The organism is Streptomyces sp. NPDC005774 (genome assembly GCF_042871645.1).
Taxonomy (GTDB): domain Bacteria; phylum Actinomycetota; class Actinomycetes; order Streptomycetales; family Streptomycetaceae; genus Streptomyces; species Streptomyces pratens.
The window spans coordinates 197,785-216,129 of sequence record NZ_JBIAIV010000001.1; the positions used below are offsets into that span (position 1 = coordinate 197,785).

17 protein-coding genes are annotated in these 18,345 nt (G+C 71.4%); 12 read left to right on the plus strand and 5 right to left on the minus strand.

Going from position 1 to position 18,345, the window contains the following annotated elements; all coding sequences use genetic code 11:
- Nucleotides 1–108 precede the first annotated feature (108 nt).
- Nucleotides 109–642 carry a 50S ribosomal protein L17 gene (rplQ, locus tag ACFYQA_RS01010; protein WP_388909692.1) on the plus strand — a complete coding sequence of 178 codons (534 nt, stop codon included), beginning with the start codon at nucleotides 109–111 and terminating at the stop codon, nucleotides 640–642.
- A 73-nt stretch (nucleotides 643–715) separates the two neighbouring features.
- Entirely contained in the window at nucleotides 716–1,579 is an 864-nt protein-coding gene (truA, locus tag ACFYQA_RS01015) for a tRNA pseudouridine(38-40) synthase TruA (protein WP_388909695.1), read from the plus strand.
- Nucleotides 1,580–1,612: 33 nt separating this feature from the next.
- On the opposite strand, the gene ACFYQA_RS01020 is transcribed toward truA, so the two are convergent.
- Together ACFYQA_RS01020 and ACFYQA_RS01025 are read right to left on the minus strand one after the other, a co-directional pair.
- The gene (locus ACFYQA_RS01020; RefSeq protein ID WP_388909698.1) at nucleotides 1,613–1,735 is read right to left on the minus strand and encodes a hypothetical protein; all 123 of its coding nucleotides are present in this window, start codon (nucleotides 1,733–1,735) and stop codon (nucleotides 1,613–1,615) included.
- A gap of 88 nt (nucleotides 1,736–1,823) precedes the next feature.
- Nucleotides 1,824–2,705 (minus strand): hypothetical protein, encoded by an 882-nt coding sequence (locus ACFYQA_RS01025; protein WP_388909701.1) that lies wholly within the window; start codon nucleotides 2,703–2,705, stop codon nucleotides 1,824–1,826.
- Between the two features lie 464 nt (nucleotides 2,706–3,169).
- Here ACFYQA_RS01025 and rplM point away from each other — a divergent pair, with 464 nt between their 5' ends.
- The 3 genes from rplM to glmM all read left to right on the plus strand — a co-directional run bounded on the left by rplM (nucleotide 3,170) and on the right by glmM (nucleotide 5,975).
- Entirely contained in the window at nucleotides 3,170–3,613 is a 444-nt protein-coding gene (gene rplM, locus ACFYQA_RS01030) for a 50S ribosomal protein L13 (protein WP_388909704.1), read from the plus strand.
- Between the two features lie 42 nt (nucleotides 3,614–3,655).
- Nucleotides 3,656–4,192, plus strand: coding sequence for a 30S ribosomal protein S9 (rpsI, locus tag ACFYQA_RS01035; protein WP_388909707.1), 537 nt, complete (start codon nucleotides 3,656–3,658; stop codon nucleotides 4,190–4,192).
- A 424-nt stretch (nucleotides 4,193–4,616) separates the two neighbouring features.
- Nucleotides 4,617–5,975, plus strand: a complete 1,359-nt coding sequence (glmM, locus tag ACFYQA_RS01040) for a phosphoglucosamine mutase (RefSeq protein WP_388909710.1) — start codon at nucleotides 4,617–4,619, stop codon at nucleotides 5,973–5,975.
- Between the two features lie 182 nt (nucleotides 5,976–6,157).
- Here glmM and coaA read toward each other — a convergent pair whose 3' ends face one another.
- Nucleotides 6,158–7,147 (minus strand): type I pantothenate kinase, encoded by a 990-nt coding sequence (gene coaA, locus ACFYQA_RS01045; protein ID WP_388909713.1) that lies wholly within the window; start codon nucleotides 7,145–7,147, stop codon nucleotides 6,158–6,160.
- Nucleotides 7,148–7,503: 356 nt separating this feature from the next.
- Here coaA and ACFYQA_RS01050 point away from each other — a divergent pair, with 356 nt between their 5' ends.
- The 3 genes from ACFYQA_RS01050 to ACFYQA_RS01060 all read left to right on the plus strand — a co-directional run bounded on the left by ACFYQA_RS01050 (nucleotide 7,504) and on the right by ACFYQA_RS01060 (nucleotide 11,671).
- On the plus strand, nucleotides 7,504–8,286 hold the full coding sequence (locus ACFYQA_RS01050; protein ID WP_388909716.1) for a hypothetical protein: 783 nt from the start codon (nucleotides 7,504–7,506) through the stop codon (nucleotides 8,284–8,286).
- A 104-nt stretch (nucleotides 8,287–8,390) separates the two neighbouring features.
- Nucleotides 8,391–10,238 carry a glutamine--fructose-6-phosphate transaminase (isomerizing) gene (gene glmS, locus ACFYQA_RS01055; RefSeq protein WP_388909719.1) on the plus strand — a complete coding sequence of 616 codons (1,848 nt, stop codon included), beginning with the start codon at nucleotides 8,391–8,393 and terminating at the stop codon, nucleotides 10,236–10,238.
- Between the two features lie 404 nt (nucleotides 10,239–10,642).
- Nucleotides 10,643–11,671, plus strand: a complete 1,029-nt coding sequence (locus ACFYQA_RS01060; RefSeq protein WP_388909722.1) for a S66 peptidase family protein — start codon at nucleotides 10,643–10,645, stop codon at nucleotides 11,669–11,671.
- A 30-nt stretch (nucleotides 11,672–11,701) separates the two neighbouring features.
- Here ACFYQA_RS01060 and ACFYQA_RS01065 read toward each other — a convergent pair whose 3' ends face one another.
- Nucleotides 11,702–11,845 carry a hypothetical protein gene (locus tag ACFYQA_RS01065; protein ID WP_388909725.1) on the minus strand — a complete coding sequence of 48 codons (144 nt, stop codon included), beginning with the start codon at nucleotides 11,843–11,845 and terminating at the stop codon, nucleotides 11,702–11,704.
- 171 nt (nucleotides 11,846–12,016) lie between these two features.
- Here ACFYQA_RS01065 and ACFYQA_RS01070 point away from each other — a divergent pair, with 171 nt between their 5' ends.
- The gene (locus ACFYQA_RS01070; protein WP_388909728.1) at nucleotides 12,017–12,388 is read left to right on the plus strand and encodes a holo-ACP synthase; all 372 of its coding nucleotides are present in this window, start codon (nucleotides 12,017–12,019) and stop codon (nucleotides 12,386–12,388) included.
- A gap of 265 nt (nucleotides 12,389–12,653) precedes the next feature.
- Here ACFYQA_RS01070 and ACFYQA_RS01075 read toward each other — a convergent pair whose 3' ends face one another.
- Nucleotides 12,654–13,856, minus strand: a complete 1,203-nt coding sequence (locus ACFYQA_RS01075; protein ID WP_388909731.1) for a hypothetical protein — start codon at nucleotides 13,854–13,856, stop codon at nucleotides 12,654–12,656.
- Nucleotides 13,857–14,072: 216 nt separating this feature from the next.
- Between ACFYQA_RS01075 and ACFYQA_RS01080 the strand changes: the two genes are divergently transcribed.
- The 3 genes from ACFYQA_RS01080 to ACFYQA_RS01090 all read left to right on the plus strand — a co-directional run bounded on the left by ACFYQA_RS01080 (nucleotide 14,073) and on the right by ACFYQA_RS01090 (nucleotide 18,289).
- Nucleotides 14,073–15,587 (plus strand): NAD(P)H-hydrate dehydratase, encoded by a 1,515-nt coding sequence (locus ACFYQA_RS01080; protein WP_388909734.1) that lies wholly within the window; start codon nucleotides 14,073–14,075, stop codon nucleotides 15,585–15,587.
- A 142-nt stretch (nucleotides 15,588–15,729) separates the two neighbouring features.
- The gene (alr, locus tag ACFYQA_RS01085) at nucleotides 15,730–16,905 is read left to right on the plus strand and encodes an alanine racemase (RefSeq protein ID WP_388909737.1); all 1,176 of its coding nucleotides are present in this window, start codon (nucleotides 15,730–15,732) and stop codon (nucleotides 16,903–16,905) included.
- A gap of 145 nt (nucleotides 16,906–17,050) precedes the next feature.
- Nucleotides 17,051–18,289 carry an alpha/beta fold hydrolase gene (locus ACFYQA_RS01090; protein ID WP_388909740.1) on the plus strand — a complete coding sequence of 413 codons (1,239 nt, stop codon included), beginning with the start codon at nucleotides 17,051–17,053 and terminating at the stop codon, nucleotides 18,287–18,289.
- Nucleotides 18,290–18,345: the final 56 nt, after the last annotated feature.

An 18,345-nucleotide genomic window follows, 5' to 3' on the forward strand; every position in this document is an offset into this window, starting at 1 on the left:
TCCGGGGCTTCCCTTCGGGGGCGCCCCGGATCTCCGACAGGCGACCGCCTGCTCGGATACTGACCCCGGTACCTGATACGGCCGGGGCAGACACCTAGGAGAGACACCATGCCGAAGCCTGCCAAGGGTACCCGTATGGGCGGCAGCGCCGCGCACCAGAAGCAGCTCCTCGCGAACCTCGCGAAGGCGCTCTTCGAGCACGGCCGGATCACCACCACCGAGTCGAAGGCGCGCAAGCTGCGTCCGTACGCCGAGCGTCTGGTCACCAAGGCGAAGAAGGGCGACCTTCACAACCGCCGTCAGGTGCTCCAGGTCATCACGGACAAGAGCATCGTGCACACGCTCTTCACCGAGATCGGCCCGCGGTACGAGAACCGGCCGGGTGGCTACACCCGTATCACCAAGATCGGTAACCGTCGTGGCGACAACGCGCCCATGGCCGTCATCGAGCTGGTCGAGGCCCTGACGGTCGCCCAGGAGGCCACCGGTGAGGCCGAGGCCGCGACCCAGCGCGCGGTCAAGGAAGACGCCCTCAAGAAGGACGCGGCCGTCGAGGACGCGAAGCCCGAGGACGCGAAGCCCGAGGACGACGCCAAGGACGAGGCCGCCGAGGCCCCGGCCGAGGAGTCCAAGGACGCCTGAGGCACTGTCTCGCCGAAGCGGGTCCGCCCTTCCCGGGGCGGGCCCGTTTTCGTATGCCTGAGAGGATCTGTACGTGAGTGACGAAGCGCAGCCCGGACACGTCCGTATCCGCCTGGATCTCTCCTACGACGGGACCGAGTTCTCCGGCTGGGCCAAGCAGGCCGGGGGCAGGCGGACCGTGCAGGGGGAGATCGAGGACGCCCTGCGGACCGTCACGCGGTCCGGGGGGACGACGTACGAACTGACCGTGGCCGGACGGACCGACGCCGGGGTGCACGCCCGCGGGCAGGTGGCCCATGTCGACCTCCCCGCCGAACTGTGGGAGCAGCACCGGGAGAAGCTGCTCAAGCGGCTCGCGGGGCGGCTGGCCCGCGATGTGCGGATCTGGTCCCTCGCCGAGGCCCCGGCGGGGTTCAACGCCCGCTTCTCCGCGGTCTGGCGGCGTTACGCGTACCGCGTCACCGACCACCCCGGCGGGGTGGACCCGCTGCTGCGCGGCCATGTGCTGTGGCACGACTGGCCGCTCGACGTCGACGCCATGAACGAGGCGGCGGGCCGGCTGCTGGGGGAGCACGACTTCGCCGCGTACTGCAAGCGGCGGGAGGGCGCGACGACCATCCGTACGCTCCAGGAGCTGAGCCTGGTGCGTGGCGCGGACGGGGTGATCACGGCGAGGGTCCGGGCCGACGCCTTCTGCCACAACATGGTGCGCTCGCTGATCGGGGCGCTGCTGTTCGTCGGCGACGGCCACCGCGCGCCCGACTGGCCGGGCAAGGTGCTGGCGGCGGGCGTACGGGACTCGGCGGTGCACGTGGTGCGTCCGCACGGGCTGACCCTGGAGGAGGTCGGCTATCCGTCCGACGATCTCCTGGCCGCACGCTCCAAGGAGGCCCGCAACAAGCGGTCGCTGCCGGCTCAGCCGGCCCGGTGCTGCTGATCCCGGGCGCGGCCCGGCTCTCCGCCCGACTTCCTACCCGGCTCCCCGCTCCGCTCCTTCCTCCGCCCACGTCGTGAGCAGTCCGGGCAGGGCGTCCACGAGCCCCCTGGCGACCTCCTGGAGCAGCGTGGAGCGGTTGTGAGGCGCTGAGGGCACGAAGCACGAAGCACGAAGCACGAAGCGCGAAGCACCGAGCCGGGCCCGGCTCGGTGCTTCGTCGTCCAAGAAGTGCGTTCGGCCGTCGTCACTCCTCCGCGGCGGCCGAGGCCTGGGCCTCGCCGCGGCGGCGGATCTGACGGAAGGTGAACTCGGCGAGGTCGTTGCCGGTGGCGAAGACGGCCTTGTCCTTCTCCGTCACGTTCTTGGCGGCGGTGAAGCCGGAGAGGGTGAAGTAGGCGTAGCGGCCGTAGGAGTTGGTGGTCGAGCGGCAGACCGCGCCGTCGCAGAACTCCTTCACACCGCCGCCCGCGAGGGACTTGATGATGCTCTTGGCGTCGGCCTGCTGCTTGGCCTTGGCGGCCTGGGCCTCGGTGTCGAAGACGGCCACGCCCACCGTCACCGCGATGTCGTCCTTGGTGTAGGTGACCCGGAGCAGGCGGCTGCAGCCGTTGTCCGTGAGGACCTTGGGCAGTGTGGCCTTGGCGGCCGAGGCGCAGTTGCGGGTGTCGGCCGTCGGCCCCTTCTTGTACACCGTGTCGCCCATGGTGAGCTGCGTGCCCGGGAAGAGGACGTCGGGGCCCAGCGGCGCCCGGTCCTTCTGCGCGCTGGAGACGAAGTCCTTCGGGTCCAGCGGCGGCGGCGCGCTCGTCGGGGCGAACGACGGGACCGTGCCGGTGGCGCTCGGCAGATCGGTGGCCGCCGGTAGCTGGGAGGACGGGTCGGAGGCCTGGTTGCTGCCGTTCGCGGAGACGACGGCCACCGCCACGGCCGTGCCTATCGCGACGGTGGCGATCGCGCCGCCGCCGATGAACAGCAGCCGCCGTCGCTTGTGACGTGTCTCGGACGCCTCGGCGAGCGCGGCCCAGTCCGGTGACTGGCCGCTGCCGCCCCCGCTGCTCCAGGGCTGCTGAGACTGCGGTTTCCAGGGATCCCACTGCGAAGGAGGTCCCCCCTGCCCATAACTCATGGGGCGCATCTTAGACGGGGCGCGGGGTGCACCGGCCCGCCCCGACCCCGTGCACGGTCCATGCCGTTGCCACCGCCCGGTGGGCAAAAGCGACAACTCCGGGTGGTTGGTGCGAGGCGCGCGGGGAAGGCCCCGATATGTGGGAGGGGGAGGCCCCGACGCGTGAGAGAGGGACAGGCCCGGCGAACGGGAGAGGGACGGGTGGTGGCGAGCCCCTGTAGAGTCGGTGTAGCCCATATCCGGTGGACTCGTTTTGACCCGTCCGGCCGAGCATGGGTATTCTGCATGTTTGTTATGTGTATTGGCTTGCTCATTCTCACGTGAGGGGCCCTTACACCGGTCCACCGGGCCGATGACCAGCGACCTGCACGCGGTATGCGTCACCGCGGTGCGGTCAGGGCTGTCGTGATCGTCTTCGGTGACCATGTCAGGACCACTCACTGAAGAAGCGAAGGCTACGAACCGTGCGTACGTACAGCCCCAAGCCCGGCGATGTGACGCGCCAGTGGCACGTCATCGACGCTCAGGACATTGTCCTGGGTCGTCTGGCCACCACTGCGGCCACCATCCTGCGCGGCAAGCACAAGCCGATCTACGCCCCTCACGTCGACACCGGTGACTTCGTCATCATCGTCAACGCCGAAAAGGTGCACCTCTCCGGCAACAAGCGGACCCAGAAGATGGCGTACCGCCACTCGGGCTACCCGGGCGGTCTGCGCTCGGTCAGCTACGACGAGCTGCTGACGAAGAACCCCGAGAAGGCCATCGAGAAGGCCGTCAAGGGCATGCTCCCCAAGAACACCCTGGGCCGTCAGATGCTGTCGAAGCTGAAGGTCTACTCGGGCGACCAGCACCCGCACGCTGCGCAGCAGCCGGTGCCGTTCGAGATCACCCAGGTCGCGCAGTAGTTCCGGCCACCCCCTAAGACTGAAGAGAATCTGAGGAGCATCGTGGCCGAGACCACTGCCGAGCAGCCGCTCGAAGAGACCGACACCGACATCGACGTCAACATCGACGTCGACAGCTACACCACCGAGTCCGAGGTGCCCGTCGAGGGCGAGTACACCTCGGAGTCGATGGCGTCCGCCTTCGGCGACCCGCAGCCGGCCGCCGGCCTGGGCCGTCGCAAGAACGCCATTGCCCGCGTCCGGATCGTCCCGGGCACCGGCAAGTGGAAGATCAACGGCCGCACCCTCGAGGACTACTTCCCGAACAAGGTGCACCAGCAGGAAGTGAACGAGCCCTTCAAGGTGCTCGAGCTCGAGGGCCGCTACGACGTCATCGCCCGCATCGCGGGTGGCGGTGTCTCCGGTCAGGCCGGTGCGCTCCGTCTCGGTGTCGCCCGTGCGCTGAACGAGGCGGACGTCGACAACAACCGCGGCGCGCTCAAGAAGGCCGGCTTCCTCCGCCGCGACGACCGCGCGGTCGAGCGCAAGAAGGCCGGTCTGAAGAAGGCCCGCAAGGCCCCGCAGTACAGCAAGCGCTGATTGCAGCTGCCCCTGCATGTACTCCGAACGCCCCGGCGGCACGCCACAGTGCCGCCGGGGCGTTCGTTTTCTCTCCCCTGCGGGCGTATAACGGCACAAGGCGCTCGACGGCTAATCTGATGGGGTGGCCCGGGAGTGCTTGCCTCGGAATGCGGAAACCGCACCCGCATCACGACCGTCGAACACCTCACCTGCGCCCATGGGCCGTGGCCTACGGGCCGAGGGGCATGCCCGGTGCTCGGTGCCCGGCGGGGCCGATGCCTGGCGGCCGGTGGGGCCGGTGCCCGGTGGCCGGATCCTCGGTCTTTGGTCCGCGGTCCGGCATCCCGCCCTCGCGACATCACGCTTGATACGACTTCCGGTACGGCATTTCGATACGGCATTTCGATACGGATTTCGATACTGACGCTTCTCAGGAGGACAAGTGGGACGACTCTTCGGCACGGACGGCGTGCGCGGTGTCGCCAACGGGGACCTGACGGCCGAGATGGCGCTGGGCCTCTCCGTGGCCGCCGCGCACGTACTGGCCGAGGCGGGCACGTTCGAGGGGCACCGGCCGACCGCCGTGGTCGGGCGTGACCCGCGGGCGTCCGGGGAGTTCCTGGAGGCCGCCATGGTCGCCGGGCTGGCCAGCGCCGGTGTGGACGTGCTGCGGGTCGGCGTGCTGCCGACGCCCGCCGTGGCGCATCTGACCGGAGCGCTCGGCGCCGACCTCGGCGTGATGCTGTCCGCGAGCCACAACGCCATGCCCGACAACGGCATCAAGTTCTTCGCGCGCGGCGGCCACAAGCTCGCCGACGAGCTGGAGAACCGGATCGAGTCCGTGTACGAGGAGCACCGCACCGGCGCCCCCTGGGACCGCCCGACCGGCGCCGGCGTGGGCCGCGTGCGGGACTACGAGGAAGGGCTCGACACGTACGTCGCCCACCTCGTCGGCGTCCTGCCGAACCGGCTGGACGGCCTGCGGATCGTCCTCGACGAGGCGCACGGCGCCGCTTTCCGGGTCTCGCCGGAGGCGTTCGCGCGGGCCGGGGCCGAGGTCGTCACCATCGGCACCCAGCCGGACGGGCTCAACATCAACGACGGCTGCGGCTCGACCCACCTGGAGCAGCTGAAGGCCGCGGTCGTCGAGCACGGGGCCGCCCTCGGTATCGCGCACGACGGCGACGCCGACCGCTGCCTGGCCGTCGACCACACCGGTGAAGAGGTGGACGGGGACCAGATCCTCGCCGTGCTCGCGCTGGCGATGCGGGAACGTTCCGCACTGCGCTCCGACACCGTCGTCGCGACCGTGATGTCCAACCTCGGGTTCAAGCTCGCCATGGAGCGCGAGGGCATCCACTTCGTGCAGACCGCGGTCGGCGACCGGTACGTGCTCGAACAGATGAAGAAGCAGGGCTACGCCCTCGGCGGCGAGCAGTCCGGCCACGTCATCGTCCTCGACCACGCCACGACCGGCGACGGCACGCTCACCGGCCTGCTGCTGGCCGCGCGCGTCGCCGAGACCGGGCGTCCACTGCGCGAACTGGCGTCGGTGATGGAGCGGCTGCCGCAGGTGCTCATCAACGTGCCCGACGTGGACAGGACCCGGGTGCAGACCTCCGGGGAGCTCGCGGCGGCCGTGACGGAGGCCGAGCGTGAGCTGGGTGAGACCGGCCGCGTGCTGCTCCGCCCCTCGGGCACCGAACCGCTGGTCCGCGTGATGGTGGAGGCCGCCGACATCGACCAGGCCCGCTCGGTCGCGGGACGCCTGGCGGACGTGGTGAAGTCGGCGCTGGGCTGACGGAGCGGGGGGCCGCTGCCTGGCAGTGCCGGTCCGGCTCCCACCGGTCCGGCTCCCACCGGTCCGGCTCCCACCGGGCGGTCACCCACCGGGCGGTCACCCACCGGGCGGGCGGCCGCGGGGCGGCGATGGTGATCGCCCCGCCCTCGGGCCGTGACCGGTGTCGGTGTTCCGCCCCGCGGTCACAGTTTGCGCAGGCTGAGGCGTTGGACCTTGTGGTCCGGGCCCTTGCGCAGGACGAGGGTGGCCCGGCCACGGGTGGGGGCGATGTTCTCCACCAGGTTGGGCCGGTTGATCGTCCGCCACATCGTGCCGGCGTAGTCGAGGGCCTCCTCCTCCGCGACCTGGGTGTACTGGCGGAAGTACGAGGAGGGGTCCTGGAACGCGGTCGCGCGCAGCTTGCGGAAGCGGTTGAGGTACCAGCGCTCGATGTCCTCGGTGCGGGCGTCCACGTACACGCTGAAGTCGAAGTAGTCGGCGAGCCCGACCCGGGTGCGCCCGTCCTTGCCGGGGAGCGCGGGCTGCAGCACGTTGAGTCCCTCGACGATGAGGATGTCCGGGCGGCGCACGGTGAGCAGTTCGCCCGGGACGATGTCGTAGATGAGGTGGGAGTAGACCGGGGCCGTCACCTCGTCCTTGCCGGCCTTGATGTCGGCGACGAAACGGGTGAGCGCGCGACGGTCGTACGACTCGGGGAAACCTTTCCGCGACATCAGGCCGCGCGCCTGGAGCTCTTTCGTCGGCAGCAGGAAGCCGTCCGTGGTGACCAGTTCGACGCGCGGGTGCTCGGGCCAGCGCGACAGCAGGGCCCGCAGCAGACGGGCGACCGTGGATTTCCCGACGGCGACGGAACCGGCGACCCCTATGACGAAGGGCGTGCCCGACTGGGATCCCTGCTCACCGAGGAAGGTGTTCAGCGCGCCCCGGAGCCCGTCGGTGGCGCCGACGTAGAGGTTGAGCAGCCGGGACAGCGGAAGGTAGATGTCCCGTACCTCGTCGAGGTCGATGACGTCCCCGAGCCCGCGCAGTTGTTCCACCTCGTCGGCGGACAGCGGCAGCGGCGTCTTGTGGCGCAGCGCGCTCCACTCCGCACGGGTGAGGTCGAGATAGGGAGTTGCCTCCGGCCGCTGCCGGTGGGCGCTCCGGGACGTCGAGGAGACCGGTGAGATCACAGTCCATTGTTAACGGAGTTTGAACGGGATGGTTCGTGGGCTGTGTCACGTGATGGAGGTCGACGAGCGGTAGGACATCTTCGTCGTACCGTCGGCGAATGCCTTCCGCCCCGCCTTCCGCCCCGCCTTCCAGGCGTCCCGGACCGGTTGCCGGCCCTGGAGCGCCGCATCTCGAAGCCCGGCGAGAAGGACTGGCCGGGCCGGGCCGGAACGGCAGGCGGGCAGAGCAAGATCACGTGGTTGTCACAGTTGCCCTACGAGTGATCTTCCGATGATCACTCGTGAAGGGGTTGCGTCTATATTTCGCGCACTGTGCCGCGGAGTCCTCCGCGCCTTCGAAGAAAGAGTTTTCCCACGTGAGAACCACCGCCGTCCGCCGTTCCGCTCTCGCCGCGTCCGTCGCCGCACTCGCCCTGCTCGCCACCGCCTGTGGCGGCTCCGACGACAGCGACAGCGGCAAGGGCGACGAGGGCAAGGCCGACTCCTCCGCCGCCGCGCCCGCGGCCGGAGCGCTGACCGCGGCCGAGCTGGAGAAGGCCGGGCTGGTCCAGGCCGACGTCGAGGACGGCAAGGTCGTCACGAAGGTGCCCGCGACGGACGACCTGAGCGCCGACAAGGTCAAGGCGGACGACGAGGCGTGCCAGACCCTCGCCAACCTGCAGGCCGCGGTCCCGGTCGGCTCGCCCGCCGCCACCGTCAAGCGGTCCTGGACCGGTGAGGCGAAGAAGCCCGCCGAGGGTACGGACCCGGAGGAGGCCATGGCCGCCGTCCTCGACGTGGACAAGGTCCTCGTCACGCTCGCCTCCTACGAGGACGGCGGCGCCGAGCAGGTCATGAAGGACGTCGACGCCGCCGTCGAGAAGTGCGCCGGGGGCTTCACCGCCACCGCCGCCGGCGAAAAGCTCAAGTTCCTGAAGGCCGCCAAGGCCGAGGGGCCGAAGGGCGCCGACGAGTCCGTCGAGATCACCGTGACGATGGCCGCCGACGAGGGCGTCGAGGCGCCCGTCAAGATCGTCGTCGCGCGCACCGGCGCCACCGTCACCGGTTTCTCGGCGATCAACTTCGGTGCGATCGTCGCCGGCGAGAAGGTCCCCTTCCCGACGCAGATCTCCGACGCCCAGCTCGCCAAGCTCGGCTGACGCACCCCTCCGTTCCCACCGGTGCCTCGCGCACCGGTGGGAATTTCCGATTCCGGGCACGCGGCAGCCCTGTCCGGCGCCTGACGGATCGTAGGCTGCCGGGCATGTGCGGAATCGTGGGATACGTGGGGCCGCAGTCGGCGCTGGACGTCGTGACGGCCGGACTGAAACGGCTGGAGTACCGGGGCTACGACTCGGCGGGCGTGGCCGTCCTCGCGGACGGCGGGCTCGCCACGGCGAAACGGGCCGGGAAACTGGTCAACCTGGAGAAGGAACTGGCCGCCCGGCCGCTGCCCACCGGGGCGACCGGCATCGGCCACACCCGCTGGGCCACGCACGGCGGCCCCACCGACGCCAACGCCCACCCGCATCTCGACGACGCGGGCCGGGTCGCCGTCGTCCACAACGGCATCATCGAGAACTTCGCCGGACTGCGGGCCGAACTGGCCGGGCGCGGCCACGACCTGGTCTCCGAGACGGACACCGAGGTCGTCGCCCACCTGCTCGCCGAGGAGTTCTCCTCCTGCGCCGACCTCGCCGAGGCGATGCGCCTGGTCTGCAAGCGGCTGCTCGGCGCCTTCACCCTGGTCGCCGTCCACGCGGACGCGCCGGACGTGGTCGTCGGCGCGCGCCGCAACTCGCCGCTCGTGGTGGGCGTCGGCGAGGGCGAGTCGTTCCTCGCCTCGGACGTCACCGCGTTCATCGAGCACACCCGCTCCGCGATCGAACTGGGCCAGGACCAGGTGGTCGAACTGCGCCGCGACAAGGTCACGGTGACCGGTTTCGACGGCGTACCGGCGGACGTCCGCTCGTACCACATCGACTGGGACGCGTCGGCCGCGGAGAAGGGCGGCTACACCTCCTTCATGCTCAAGGAGATCGCCGAGCAGCCCAGGGCGGTCGCCGACACCCTGCTGGGCCGCATCGACGGCTCCGGAGCCCTGTCCCTGGACGAGGTGCGCATCCCCCCGAAGGCGCTGCGCGAGGTCGACAAGGTCGTCATCGTCGCCTGCGGTACGGCCTTCCACGCCGGGCTGATCGCCAAGTACGCCATCGAGCACTGGACGCGGATCCCCTGCGAGGTCGAGCTGGCGAGCGAGTTCCGCTACCGCGATCCGATCCTCGACCCGCAGACCCTCGTCATCGCCATCTCCCAGTCCGGCGAGACCATGGACACCCTGATGGCCCTGCGGCACGCGCGCGAACAGGGCGCCCGCGTCCTCGCCATCTGCAACACCAACGGCTCGACCGTCCCCCGCGAGTCCGACGCCGTCCTCTACACCCACGCCGGCCCCGAGGTCGCCGTCGCCTCGACCAAGGCCTTCCTGACCCAACTGGTCGCCTGCTACCTGGTCGCCCTGTACCTCGCCCAGATCCGCGGCGCGAAGTACGCCGACGAGATCCGCACGGTCGTCCGGGACCTGACCTCCGTCGCCCGCTCGGTGGAACGGGTCCTGGAGACCATGGAGCCCGTACGGGAACTCGCCCGCACTCTCGCCCACAAGAACACCGTGCTGTTCCTGGGCCGGCACGTCGGCTACCCGGTCGCCCTGGAGGGCGCGCTCAAGCTCAAGGAGCTCGCCTACATGCACGCGGAGGGCTTCGCCGCGGGCGAGCTGAAACACGGCCCGATCGCCCTCATCGAGGACGACCTGCCGGTCGTCGTGGTCGTCCCGTCACCGCGCGGCCGCTCCGTCCTCCACGGCAAGATGGTCTCCAACATCCAGGAGATCCGTGCCCGCGGCGCCCGCACCATCGTCATCGCCGAGGAGGGCGACGACGAGGTCGTCCCCTACGCCGACCACCTGATCCACGTCCCGGCCACCCCCACGCTGTTGCAGCCACTGGTGACGACGGTGCCGCTCCAGGTCTTCGCCTGCGAACTGGCCACGGCCCGCGGCAACGAGGTGGACCAGCCCCGCAACCTGGCGAAGTCGGTCACGGTGGAGTGACGCCGGAGCCCGCTCGGAAGCCTGGTGGAGGCCGGGGACCGGGACGTGTGAGCATTCTGGGCGGTCATTGCCCATACGCTGCTCGTTCGAGCGGTCATGCGGCATCCGCTTGCTGGCTGCTCACGCTCTTCGGGTAGGGCACCTGCTGTCGGTCCGAGGCCTTCGCGTTCGCGAGCCCGGCGGGCGGGAGGACTGCGCACCGAGTCGATGCGGACCCGGCTTGCCCTGAGTGTCCCCCTGAAGCGTTGGCGCCCTTCGGCCGGTCGGTGGATGAGGAACGGAGGAAGGGCGTGGGCTGCCACGGGGCCACGGGGCCGGCAACTCGGTGGAACGAGCCGTCGAGCAGAGGACATGCGCTGAAACTCGCTGCCCCGCCGACACGGTGCCGTGCCAGAATCCAGCGCATGCCAGTTCGATACCCGCGCCCCTTACGCCCTGGTGACCGCGTCGGAGTCACCTCTCCGTCCAGCGGAGTCGACGAAAAGCTCCGCGAGCGCCTCCGCGTGGCCGTCCGCGACGTGGAGGCACGCGGATTCGAGGTGGTCCTCGGACAGTGCATGGACGGCTCGGGACATGTCAGTGCTCCCGCCGCCGCGCGCGCGGACGAACTGATGTCACTGCTGACCGACCCCGACGTCGGTGCTGTGGTGCCGCCGTGGGGCGGGGAGTTGGCGATCGACCTCCTGCCGCTGCTCGACTGGGACCGACTACGCGTCGCCGAACCGACCTGGCTCGTGGGCTTCTCCGACCTGTCGACCGTCATCACCCCGCTGACCCTCCTCACCGGGACCGCGACCGTTCACGGCAACAACCTCATGGACACTCCCTACCGAACTCCCGACGGGCTGGTCTCCTGGCTCGACATCGTCAGCGCACCACGGGGACACCGGTTCACTCAGATCCCGCCCGGCCGCCACAGATCCACCGGCTGGGACGACTACGCCGTCCAGCCCGAGGTACGGGAACACGCACTCGATGCCCCTGGTGCATGGACACGGCTGGACGGAAGCGGAGATCTGGAAGTCGAGGGCCGCCTGATAGGGGGCTGCATCGAGACACTGTGCAACCTCACCGGGACCGGCTATCTCGACGTGTCCGGCTTCGCACGGACCGAGGCCGCGGGCGGGCTGCTGGTGTATGTGGAGGCCGCCGGCGACGATGCCTTCACCATCTGCCGGAACCTGCACGGTATGCGGCTGGCCGGCTTCTTCGACGCGGCGAACGCGGTGCTCGTCGGGCGGACCTCGGCACCGGGCGCCCCCTCACTGTCCCAGCATCAGGCCGTGCTGGACGCGCTCGGCCCGTTGAACGTGCCGATCATCGCCGACGTCGAGTGCGGTCACGTCCCGCCGTACATGCCGATCGTCAATGGGGCGCACGGCCGCCTGGTCCACACGGCAATGCGGAGCGAACTCACCCAGACCTTGGTCTGACACACCGGTTCGCCCCTCACCGCCCATGAGTCAGCGGTAGCGGAGCGCACGGGGCACCTGGTTACCGCCGTCCGTATGGTCCGGGGGCGAGACGGCGCTGTCGAGCGTGAGCCCGTTCAGGAAGCGGAGGCCTTTGAGGTCCCCGTGGCATTCGATGAGGACGGTGTGGCTCATGAGCCGGTGCTTCTGCTTTCCCTGTGTTCCTGCGCGCGGTTGCTGACGCACCGTAGGGCCCGACGCCGACAGGGTGCCGATGCGTCGGGAGGGTGAACCGGCAGAGGTGGGGAGAGGAGCGGGAACCCGCCCGACGTCCGTGCTGGGGTGCGGGCTCGTAAGGTGCTGCGCATGAGCATTATCGGAGTCGGGATCGACGTGGCCGAGATCGAGCGGTTCGCGGCATCGTTGGAGCGGACGCCCGGCCTCGCGCGGCGGCTGTTCGTGGACAGCGAGTTGCTGTTGCCCGGTGGGGAACGGCGGGGGATCGCCTCGCTGGCGGCGCGGTTCGCCGCCAAGGAGGCGCTGGCCAAGGCGCTCGGCGCGCCCGGCGGCCTGTACTGGACCGATGCCGAGGTGTACTGCGAGGACAGCGGGCAGCCGCGGCTGCGAGTGAAGGGGACGGTGGCGGCGCGGGCCGAGGAGCTGGGGGTGCGGTCGTGGCACATCTCGCTCAGCCATGATGCGGGTGTGGCGTCGGCGGTCGTCGTCGCCGAAGGGTGAACGAGGACGGGTGACGGACATGGACCGGTCGGGCCTGCCGGGGTTTCCCGGGGTCGGGGAGGCCGGGGGCCGGCTGCCGGTGTGGGGCGAGGCGCTTCTCGCCGTCGCCGTTCTACTCGTCGTGGTGTTCACGGTGGTGCGCATGGTGCGGTTGGCCCGTCGGTCGGGGCGCGGGCGCGGGCGGTGGCGTCGGTGACCGGCCGGGCGTGCGGGGCTTCGCCTTCGCCGGCCGGTCACCTTGCCGTTGTCGGCCGGGTCGGCCGCGTCAGCAGATGGACTGGCTGCTGTTGACCAGCCTGTTGTTGCGGAACGTGGTGTTCTCGCCGCACGGGCTCTCGCGGATCGAGGAGTTGGTCACCGTCAGGTTCTGGACGGTGATGTCCCGGTTGTTCGCGAACTCCGTGCGGGCGGCCAGCCGGATCTCGCCGCCGCCGGTGACGGTGCCGCTCTGGGCGGCGAGGTTCAGGTTGTAGCAGTTCTCGATCAGGATCGCGTTGTTGCCGGTGTTGGAGAGACTGATCCGGTCGATCGTCGCGCCGCCGCTCTCCGAGACGCAGAAGACGCCGCGTCCGCCGCCGCGCGCGACGACCTCGCCGACGCGGATGTTGGTCGCGTACGAGCTGCCGATCCGGCCGTTGCGGTTGGCCATGCGGAAGGCGGCGTAACCGGTGCCGGTGCCCGCGTTCTCCGCGTCCACCTTGCCGACCGTGGCGTTGACGGTCTGGTTGAGGAGAAGTCCCGACTCGCCGACGTTGCGGGCCGTGACCGTGCCGACGGTGAGGCCGTCGACCCCGTACGTCTCCACGGCGTGGCTGGACGCGCCGGACACGTAGACGTTGTCGATCCGGACGTTCCGCGTCCACTGGCTGGTGTCGCCGCGGTTGTCGATGCGGACGCCGAGGCCGCCCGACAGACGCATGTCGATCTGGCCCAGGACCACGTTCTGCACGTTGCGCAGGAAGATGCCGTACAGCGGGGCGCCGGTGACGCTGAGGTTCTGGACCTCGACGTCCCGTGTGCCGCGGGAGTAGACCGGTGCCTGGTCGCCGGAGCCGCTGCCCGTGACGTCGATCGTGCCGCAGACGTCGAGAATCGTGTAGCTCGGCAGCGAGATACGGGAGTTGGCGGAGATCGAGCCGGAGCCGCGGACCACCACCCGTTCCTTGGAGGTGCGGCCGGAGGACAGGCTGCCGATCGCGGCCTGGACCGCCGCGCGCAGGTCGGTACCGGTGTGGACGACGGTGCTGCCGCGCCGGGCGGTCCAGGTGCTGCCGCTCTGCACGGCCTCGGCCTGGTAGGAGCCGTCCCCGCAGGCGGCGGCCCGGATGGGGGCCTCCTGGGTGACGGGAACGGGTGCGGCGGTGGCAGGTGCGGCGGGGGCGGCGGTGGCGGGGGTGGTCAGCGCGCCAGCGGCGGTGAGGAGTGCGGTGGCGCCGGCTGCGGCGAGGAGTGCGGCTCTGCGTCCCATGGGATCTCTGCTTCCTCTTCCTCTGGGTCTTCTCGTCGAACCGATTCGACTGAATCGATTCATCCGGTGGGGGGTGGTGAGTGTGGCGAGGGCGCGCCATGCCGTCAATGCATGCGGCCGGGGGGCGGGCTCCGACAACTTTCGACCGGCTTGCGGAGTGCGGGACGGTCTCCGACGAGCGGCGGTCGGACCGTTCCGTACGGGACACTCGGACGTATGCGTACTGCGTACAGCGTGGAGACGGTCAGGGCGGCGGAGCGGGACCTGATGGCGCGGCTGCCGGAGGGCGCGCTGATGCAGCGCGCCGCCGCCGGGCTCGCCGCAGCCTGCGCGGACCTGCTCGGGCGGGGTTACGGCCGGGTCTACGGCAGCAGGGTCGTCCTGCTGGTCGGCAGCGGGGACAACGGCGGCGACGCCCTCTACGCCGGGGCCAGACTGGCCCGGCGCGGCGCGGGCGTCACGGCGGTGCTGCTCACGCCGGAGCGCGCCCATGCCGCCGGGCTCGCGGCACTGCGCCGGGCGGGCGGCCGGACCGTGGAGATCACCGACGCCAATGCCGACGCCGACCTGGGGACCGAGGCCGGCGCCGCTGCCGTCGCGGCGGTCCGGCGGGCCGATCTCGTCGTGGACGGCATCGTCGGAATCGGCGGCACGGGCGGGCTGCGCCCGGAGGCGGTACCGCTTGCCGAGGCCGCCGAACGGTCCGGTGCCACGGTCGTCGCCGTCGACCTGCCGAGCGGCGTCGACGCGGACACCGGCGAGGTGCGCGGCACCGCGCTCCGGGCCGACCTCACGGTGACCTTCGGGACGCACAAGCCGGGGCTGCTCGTCGACCCGGCGCGGGAGTACGCGGGGTCGGTGCGGCTCGTCGGCATCGGTCTCGACCTGCCCGCCGAGCCGGAACTCGAGGCGCTCCAGCACGTCGACGTGGCCCGGTTGCTGCCGGTGCCCGGTGCGGAGAGCGACAAGTACCGGCGTGGTGTCGTCGGCATCGCCGCAGGGTCCGCCCGCTATCCCGGAGCCGCCGTGCTCGCGGTCGCCGGTGCGCTGCGGGGCGGCGCCGGGGCGGTACGGTACGCCGGCCCCGCCGCGCGGGACGTGATCGCGCGCTTTCCCGAGACGCTGGTGTCCGACCGGGGGCCGAAGCACGCCGGGCGGGTGCAGGCGTGGGTCGTCGGGCCGGGTATCGGGGACGACGCCGGCCCGGTGGCGGAGGTGCTGGCGGCGGACGTCCCGGTGCTGATCGACGCGGACGGTCTGCGGCTGGCCGACGCCTCGGTCGTACGGGCCCGCTCCGCGCCGACGCTGCTGACCCCGCACGCCGGAGAGGCCGCCGCGCTGCTCGGCGTGGAGCGCGAGGAGGTCGAGGCCGGCCGGCTGGCCGCGGCACGTGAACTGGCCGGACGGTATGGGGCGACCGTGCTGCTCAAGGGCTCCACGACGCTGGTCGCCGACCCGGGGAACGGGAGCGCGGACGGAAAAGGTATCGCGACCGCCGTACGGGTGAATCCGACCGGGACGTCCTGGCTGGCCACGGCCGGGAGCGGGGACGTTCTGTCCGGCCTGGCGGGCTCGTTGCTGGCGGCGGGGCTGCCGGCCCGGGACGCCGGCAGCGTGGCGGCCTACCTGCACGGGCTCGCGGGACGTCATGCGGCGGACGGCGCGCCGGTGGGGGCGCACGACGTGGCGGAGGCGATCCCGGGGGCGTGGCGGGACGTCACGCGCGGGTGAGACCGCGGGATTCCGTACCCGGGCCGGGCATGACATGGAGCCCGGGCCGGGTCCCGGCCCGGGCGGCGTCGTACCATCCCACCGCGGCGGTCCTGTACCACTCCCGGTGAGGCGTCGTACCGCTCTGAGAGACTGGGGTGCGATGAACGAGAACGATGCTGTGCGCAAGGCGACCCCCCGGGCCCGCGCCGAGATCGACCTGGGCGCGCTGCGCGCCAACGTGCGAAGCCTGCGCGCCCACGCGTCCGGCGCCGCTCTCATGGCCGTGGTCAAGGCGGACGCCTACGGGCACGGCGCCCTCGCCTGCGCGCGGGCGGCCGTCGAGGCCGGGGCGTCCTGGCTCGGTACGGCCACCCCGCAGGAGGCGCTGGCGCTGCGCGCGCCCGGCGCCGGGATCCCCTCCGACGTGCGCGTCATGTGCTGGCTGTGGACGCCCGGCGGGCCGTGGCGGGAGGCGATCGAGGCCGACCTCGACGTCGGTGTCAGCGGCATGTGGGCGCTGGAGGAGGTCACCGCGGCCGCGCGTGCCGCCGGGCGGCCCGCGCGCGTGCACCTCAAGGCCGACACCGGTCTCGGCCGGGGCGGCTGCGTGCCCGCGGACTGGACCGGGCTGGTCGCCGCGGCACGCGCCGCCGAGGCCGACGGGCTGCTGCGCGTCGTCGGCCTGTGGTCGCACCTCGCCTGCGCCGACGAGCCGGGACACCCCTCCATCGAGGCCCAGCTCACCCGCTTCCGGGAAATGGTGGCGTACGCCGAGCAGCAGGGTGTGGACCCCGAGGTCCGGCACATCGCCAACTCGCCGGCCATCCTCACCCTCCCCGACAGCCACTTCGACCTCGTCCGGGCCGGCGTCGCGACGTACGGAGTCTCGCCCAGCCCCGAGATCGGTACCCCCGCCGACTTCGGGCTGCGCCAGGTGATGACCCTGACCGCCTCCCTCGCCCTGGTGAAGCACGTCCCGGGCGGGCACGGCGTCTCGTACGGCCACCACTACGTCACCCCGGGCGCCACCACCCTCGGCCTGGTCCCGCTCGGCTACGCGGACGGCATCCCGCGGCACGCCTCCTCCACCGGCCCGGTGCTGGTCGAGGGCAAGTTGCGTACGGTCGCGGGGCGGATCGCGATGGACCAGTTCGTCGTCGACCTCGGCGGGGACGAGCCCCCGCCGGGCACCGAGGTGGTGCTCTTCGGCCCCGGCGACCGCGGCGAGCCCACCGTCGAGGACTGGGCGCAGGCCGCGGGCACCATCGGGTACGAGATCGTCACCCGCATCGGAACCCGCGTCCCGCGCGTCCATGTGAACGACGTGACGACGTGACGACGTGACGGCATGACAGCGGGGTGACGTGACGGCGTGACGGCGTGACGAAGCAGTACGCCGGAACGCCCGTACGCCGGAACGCCCGTACATCCGTACGCTCGTCCGACCGCACACGCATGAGGAACGACAGAGGAGCCAGTACGTGAGCGAGAGCAGCGCGGAGGCCGTCGGCACCGCCGTCACGACGGTTGCCGCCTCCGTCGCCGAAGCGTCCAACGGCTGGCGCCGGGCGACCGGGATCGCCGGCGTCGCGATAGGCGTGCTCGCCACGGGCGCCGCCGCCGGGGTCGCCATAGAACGGATGACCGTCGGCCGGGGCATGCGCAAGAAGGCCCGGCTCGCCCTCGACTCCACCGGGCCGTACGGCTCGCTGCGCGGCACCCCCGGCAAGGCGTACGCGGAGGACGGCACCGAGCTGTACTACGAGATCGACGACCCCGACCCCGACCCGGACGCCACTCCCGCGCGCCGCCGCCGGCTGTTCGGCCGCAGGTCGCCCGCACCCGTCACCGTCGTCTTCAGCCACGGTTACTGCCTCAGCCAGGACTCCTGGCACTTCCAGCGGGCCGCGCTCAGGGGCGTCGTACGGGCCGTGTACTGGGACCAGCGCAGTCACGGCCGTTCCGGGCGGGGCGCGGCCCAGGTCGAGCGGGGCGAGCCGGTCACCATCGACCAGCTGGGGCAGGATCTCAGGGCCGTCATCGACGCCGCCGCACCCGAGGGGCCGATCGTGCTGGTCGGGCACTCCATGGGCGGGATGACGGTGATGGCCCTCGCCGACCGGTACCCCGAGCTGATCCGTGAGCGGGTCGTCGGTGTCGCCCTCGTCGGCACGTCGCCGGGACGGCTGGGCGAGGTCAATTTCGGTCTGCCCGTGGCCGGGGTCAACGCGGTGCGGCGGGTGCTTCCGGGGGTGCTGAAGGTGCTGGGGCAGCGGGCCGAGCTGGTGGAGAGGGGACGCCAGGCCACCGCGGACCTGTTCGCCGGGATCATCAAGCGGTACTCGTTCGCGGCCCGGGACGTCGACCCGGCCGTCGCCCGGTTCGCCGAGCGGATGATCGAGTCCACCCCGATCGACGTCGTCGCCGAGTACTACCCGGCCTTCAGCGAGCACGACAAGACCGAGGCCCTCGCCCACTTCGCCGGTCTCCCGGTGCTCGTGCTGGCCGGGGTGAAGGACCTGATCACGCCCAGCGAGCACAGCGAGGCCATCGCCGGGCTGCTGTCGGACGCCGAACTGGTGCTGGTACCGGACGCCGGGCACCTGGTCATCCTGGAGCATCCGGAAGTGGTCACCGACCGTCTCGCCGATCTGCTCGCCCGTACCGGGACGGTGCCCGCCACGACTACCGTGGGTGGCTGTGACCCCGCCTCCTCCTGACGGAGGCGGCTGCCGGCCCTTTCCGGCGGTGGTCCAGCCCGAACCGGCCCCTTGCG

Excerpts from the sequence above, each read along its gene's own strand:
- rplQ (WP_388909692.1), top strand. The coding sequence starts at position 109 with ATGCCGAAGCCTGCCAAGGGTACCCGTATGGGCGGCAGCGCCGCGCAC.
- ACFYQA_RS01025 (WP_388909701.1), bottom strand. The coding sequence starts at position 2,705 with ATGAGTTATGGGCAGGGGGGACCTCCTTCGCAGTGGGATCCCTGGAAA.
- ACFYQA_RS01075 (WP_388909731.1), bottom strand. The coding sequence starts at position 13,856 with ATGGGACGCAGAGCCGCACTCCTCGCCGCAGCCGGCGCCACCGCACTC.
- ACFYQA_RS01065 (WP_388909725.1), bottom strand. The coding sequence starts at position 11,845 with ATGAGCCACACCGTCCTCATCGAATGCCACGGGGACCTCAAAGGCCTC.
- ACFYQA_RS01080 (WP_388909734.1), top strand. The coding sequence starts at position 14,073 with ATGCGTACTGCGTACAGCGTGGAGACGGTCAGGGCGGCGGAGCGGGAC.
- ACFYQA_RS01060 (WP_388909722.1), top strand. The coding sequence starts at position 10,643 with ATGCCAGTTCGATACCCGCGCCCCTTACGCCCTGGTGACCGCGTCGGA.
- alr (WP_388909737.1), top strand. The coding sequence starts at position 15,730 with ATGAACGAGAACGATGCTGTGCGCAAGGCGACCCCCCGGGCCCGCGCC.
- ACFYQA_RS01070 (WP_388909728.1), top strand. The coding sequence starts at position 12,017 with ATGAGCATTATCGGAGTCGGGATCGACGTGGCCGAGATCGAGCGGTTC.
- glmS (WP_388909719.1), top strand. The coding sequence starts at position 8,391 with ATGTGCGGAATCGTGGGATACGTGGGGCCGCAGTCGGCGCTGGACGTC.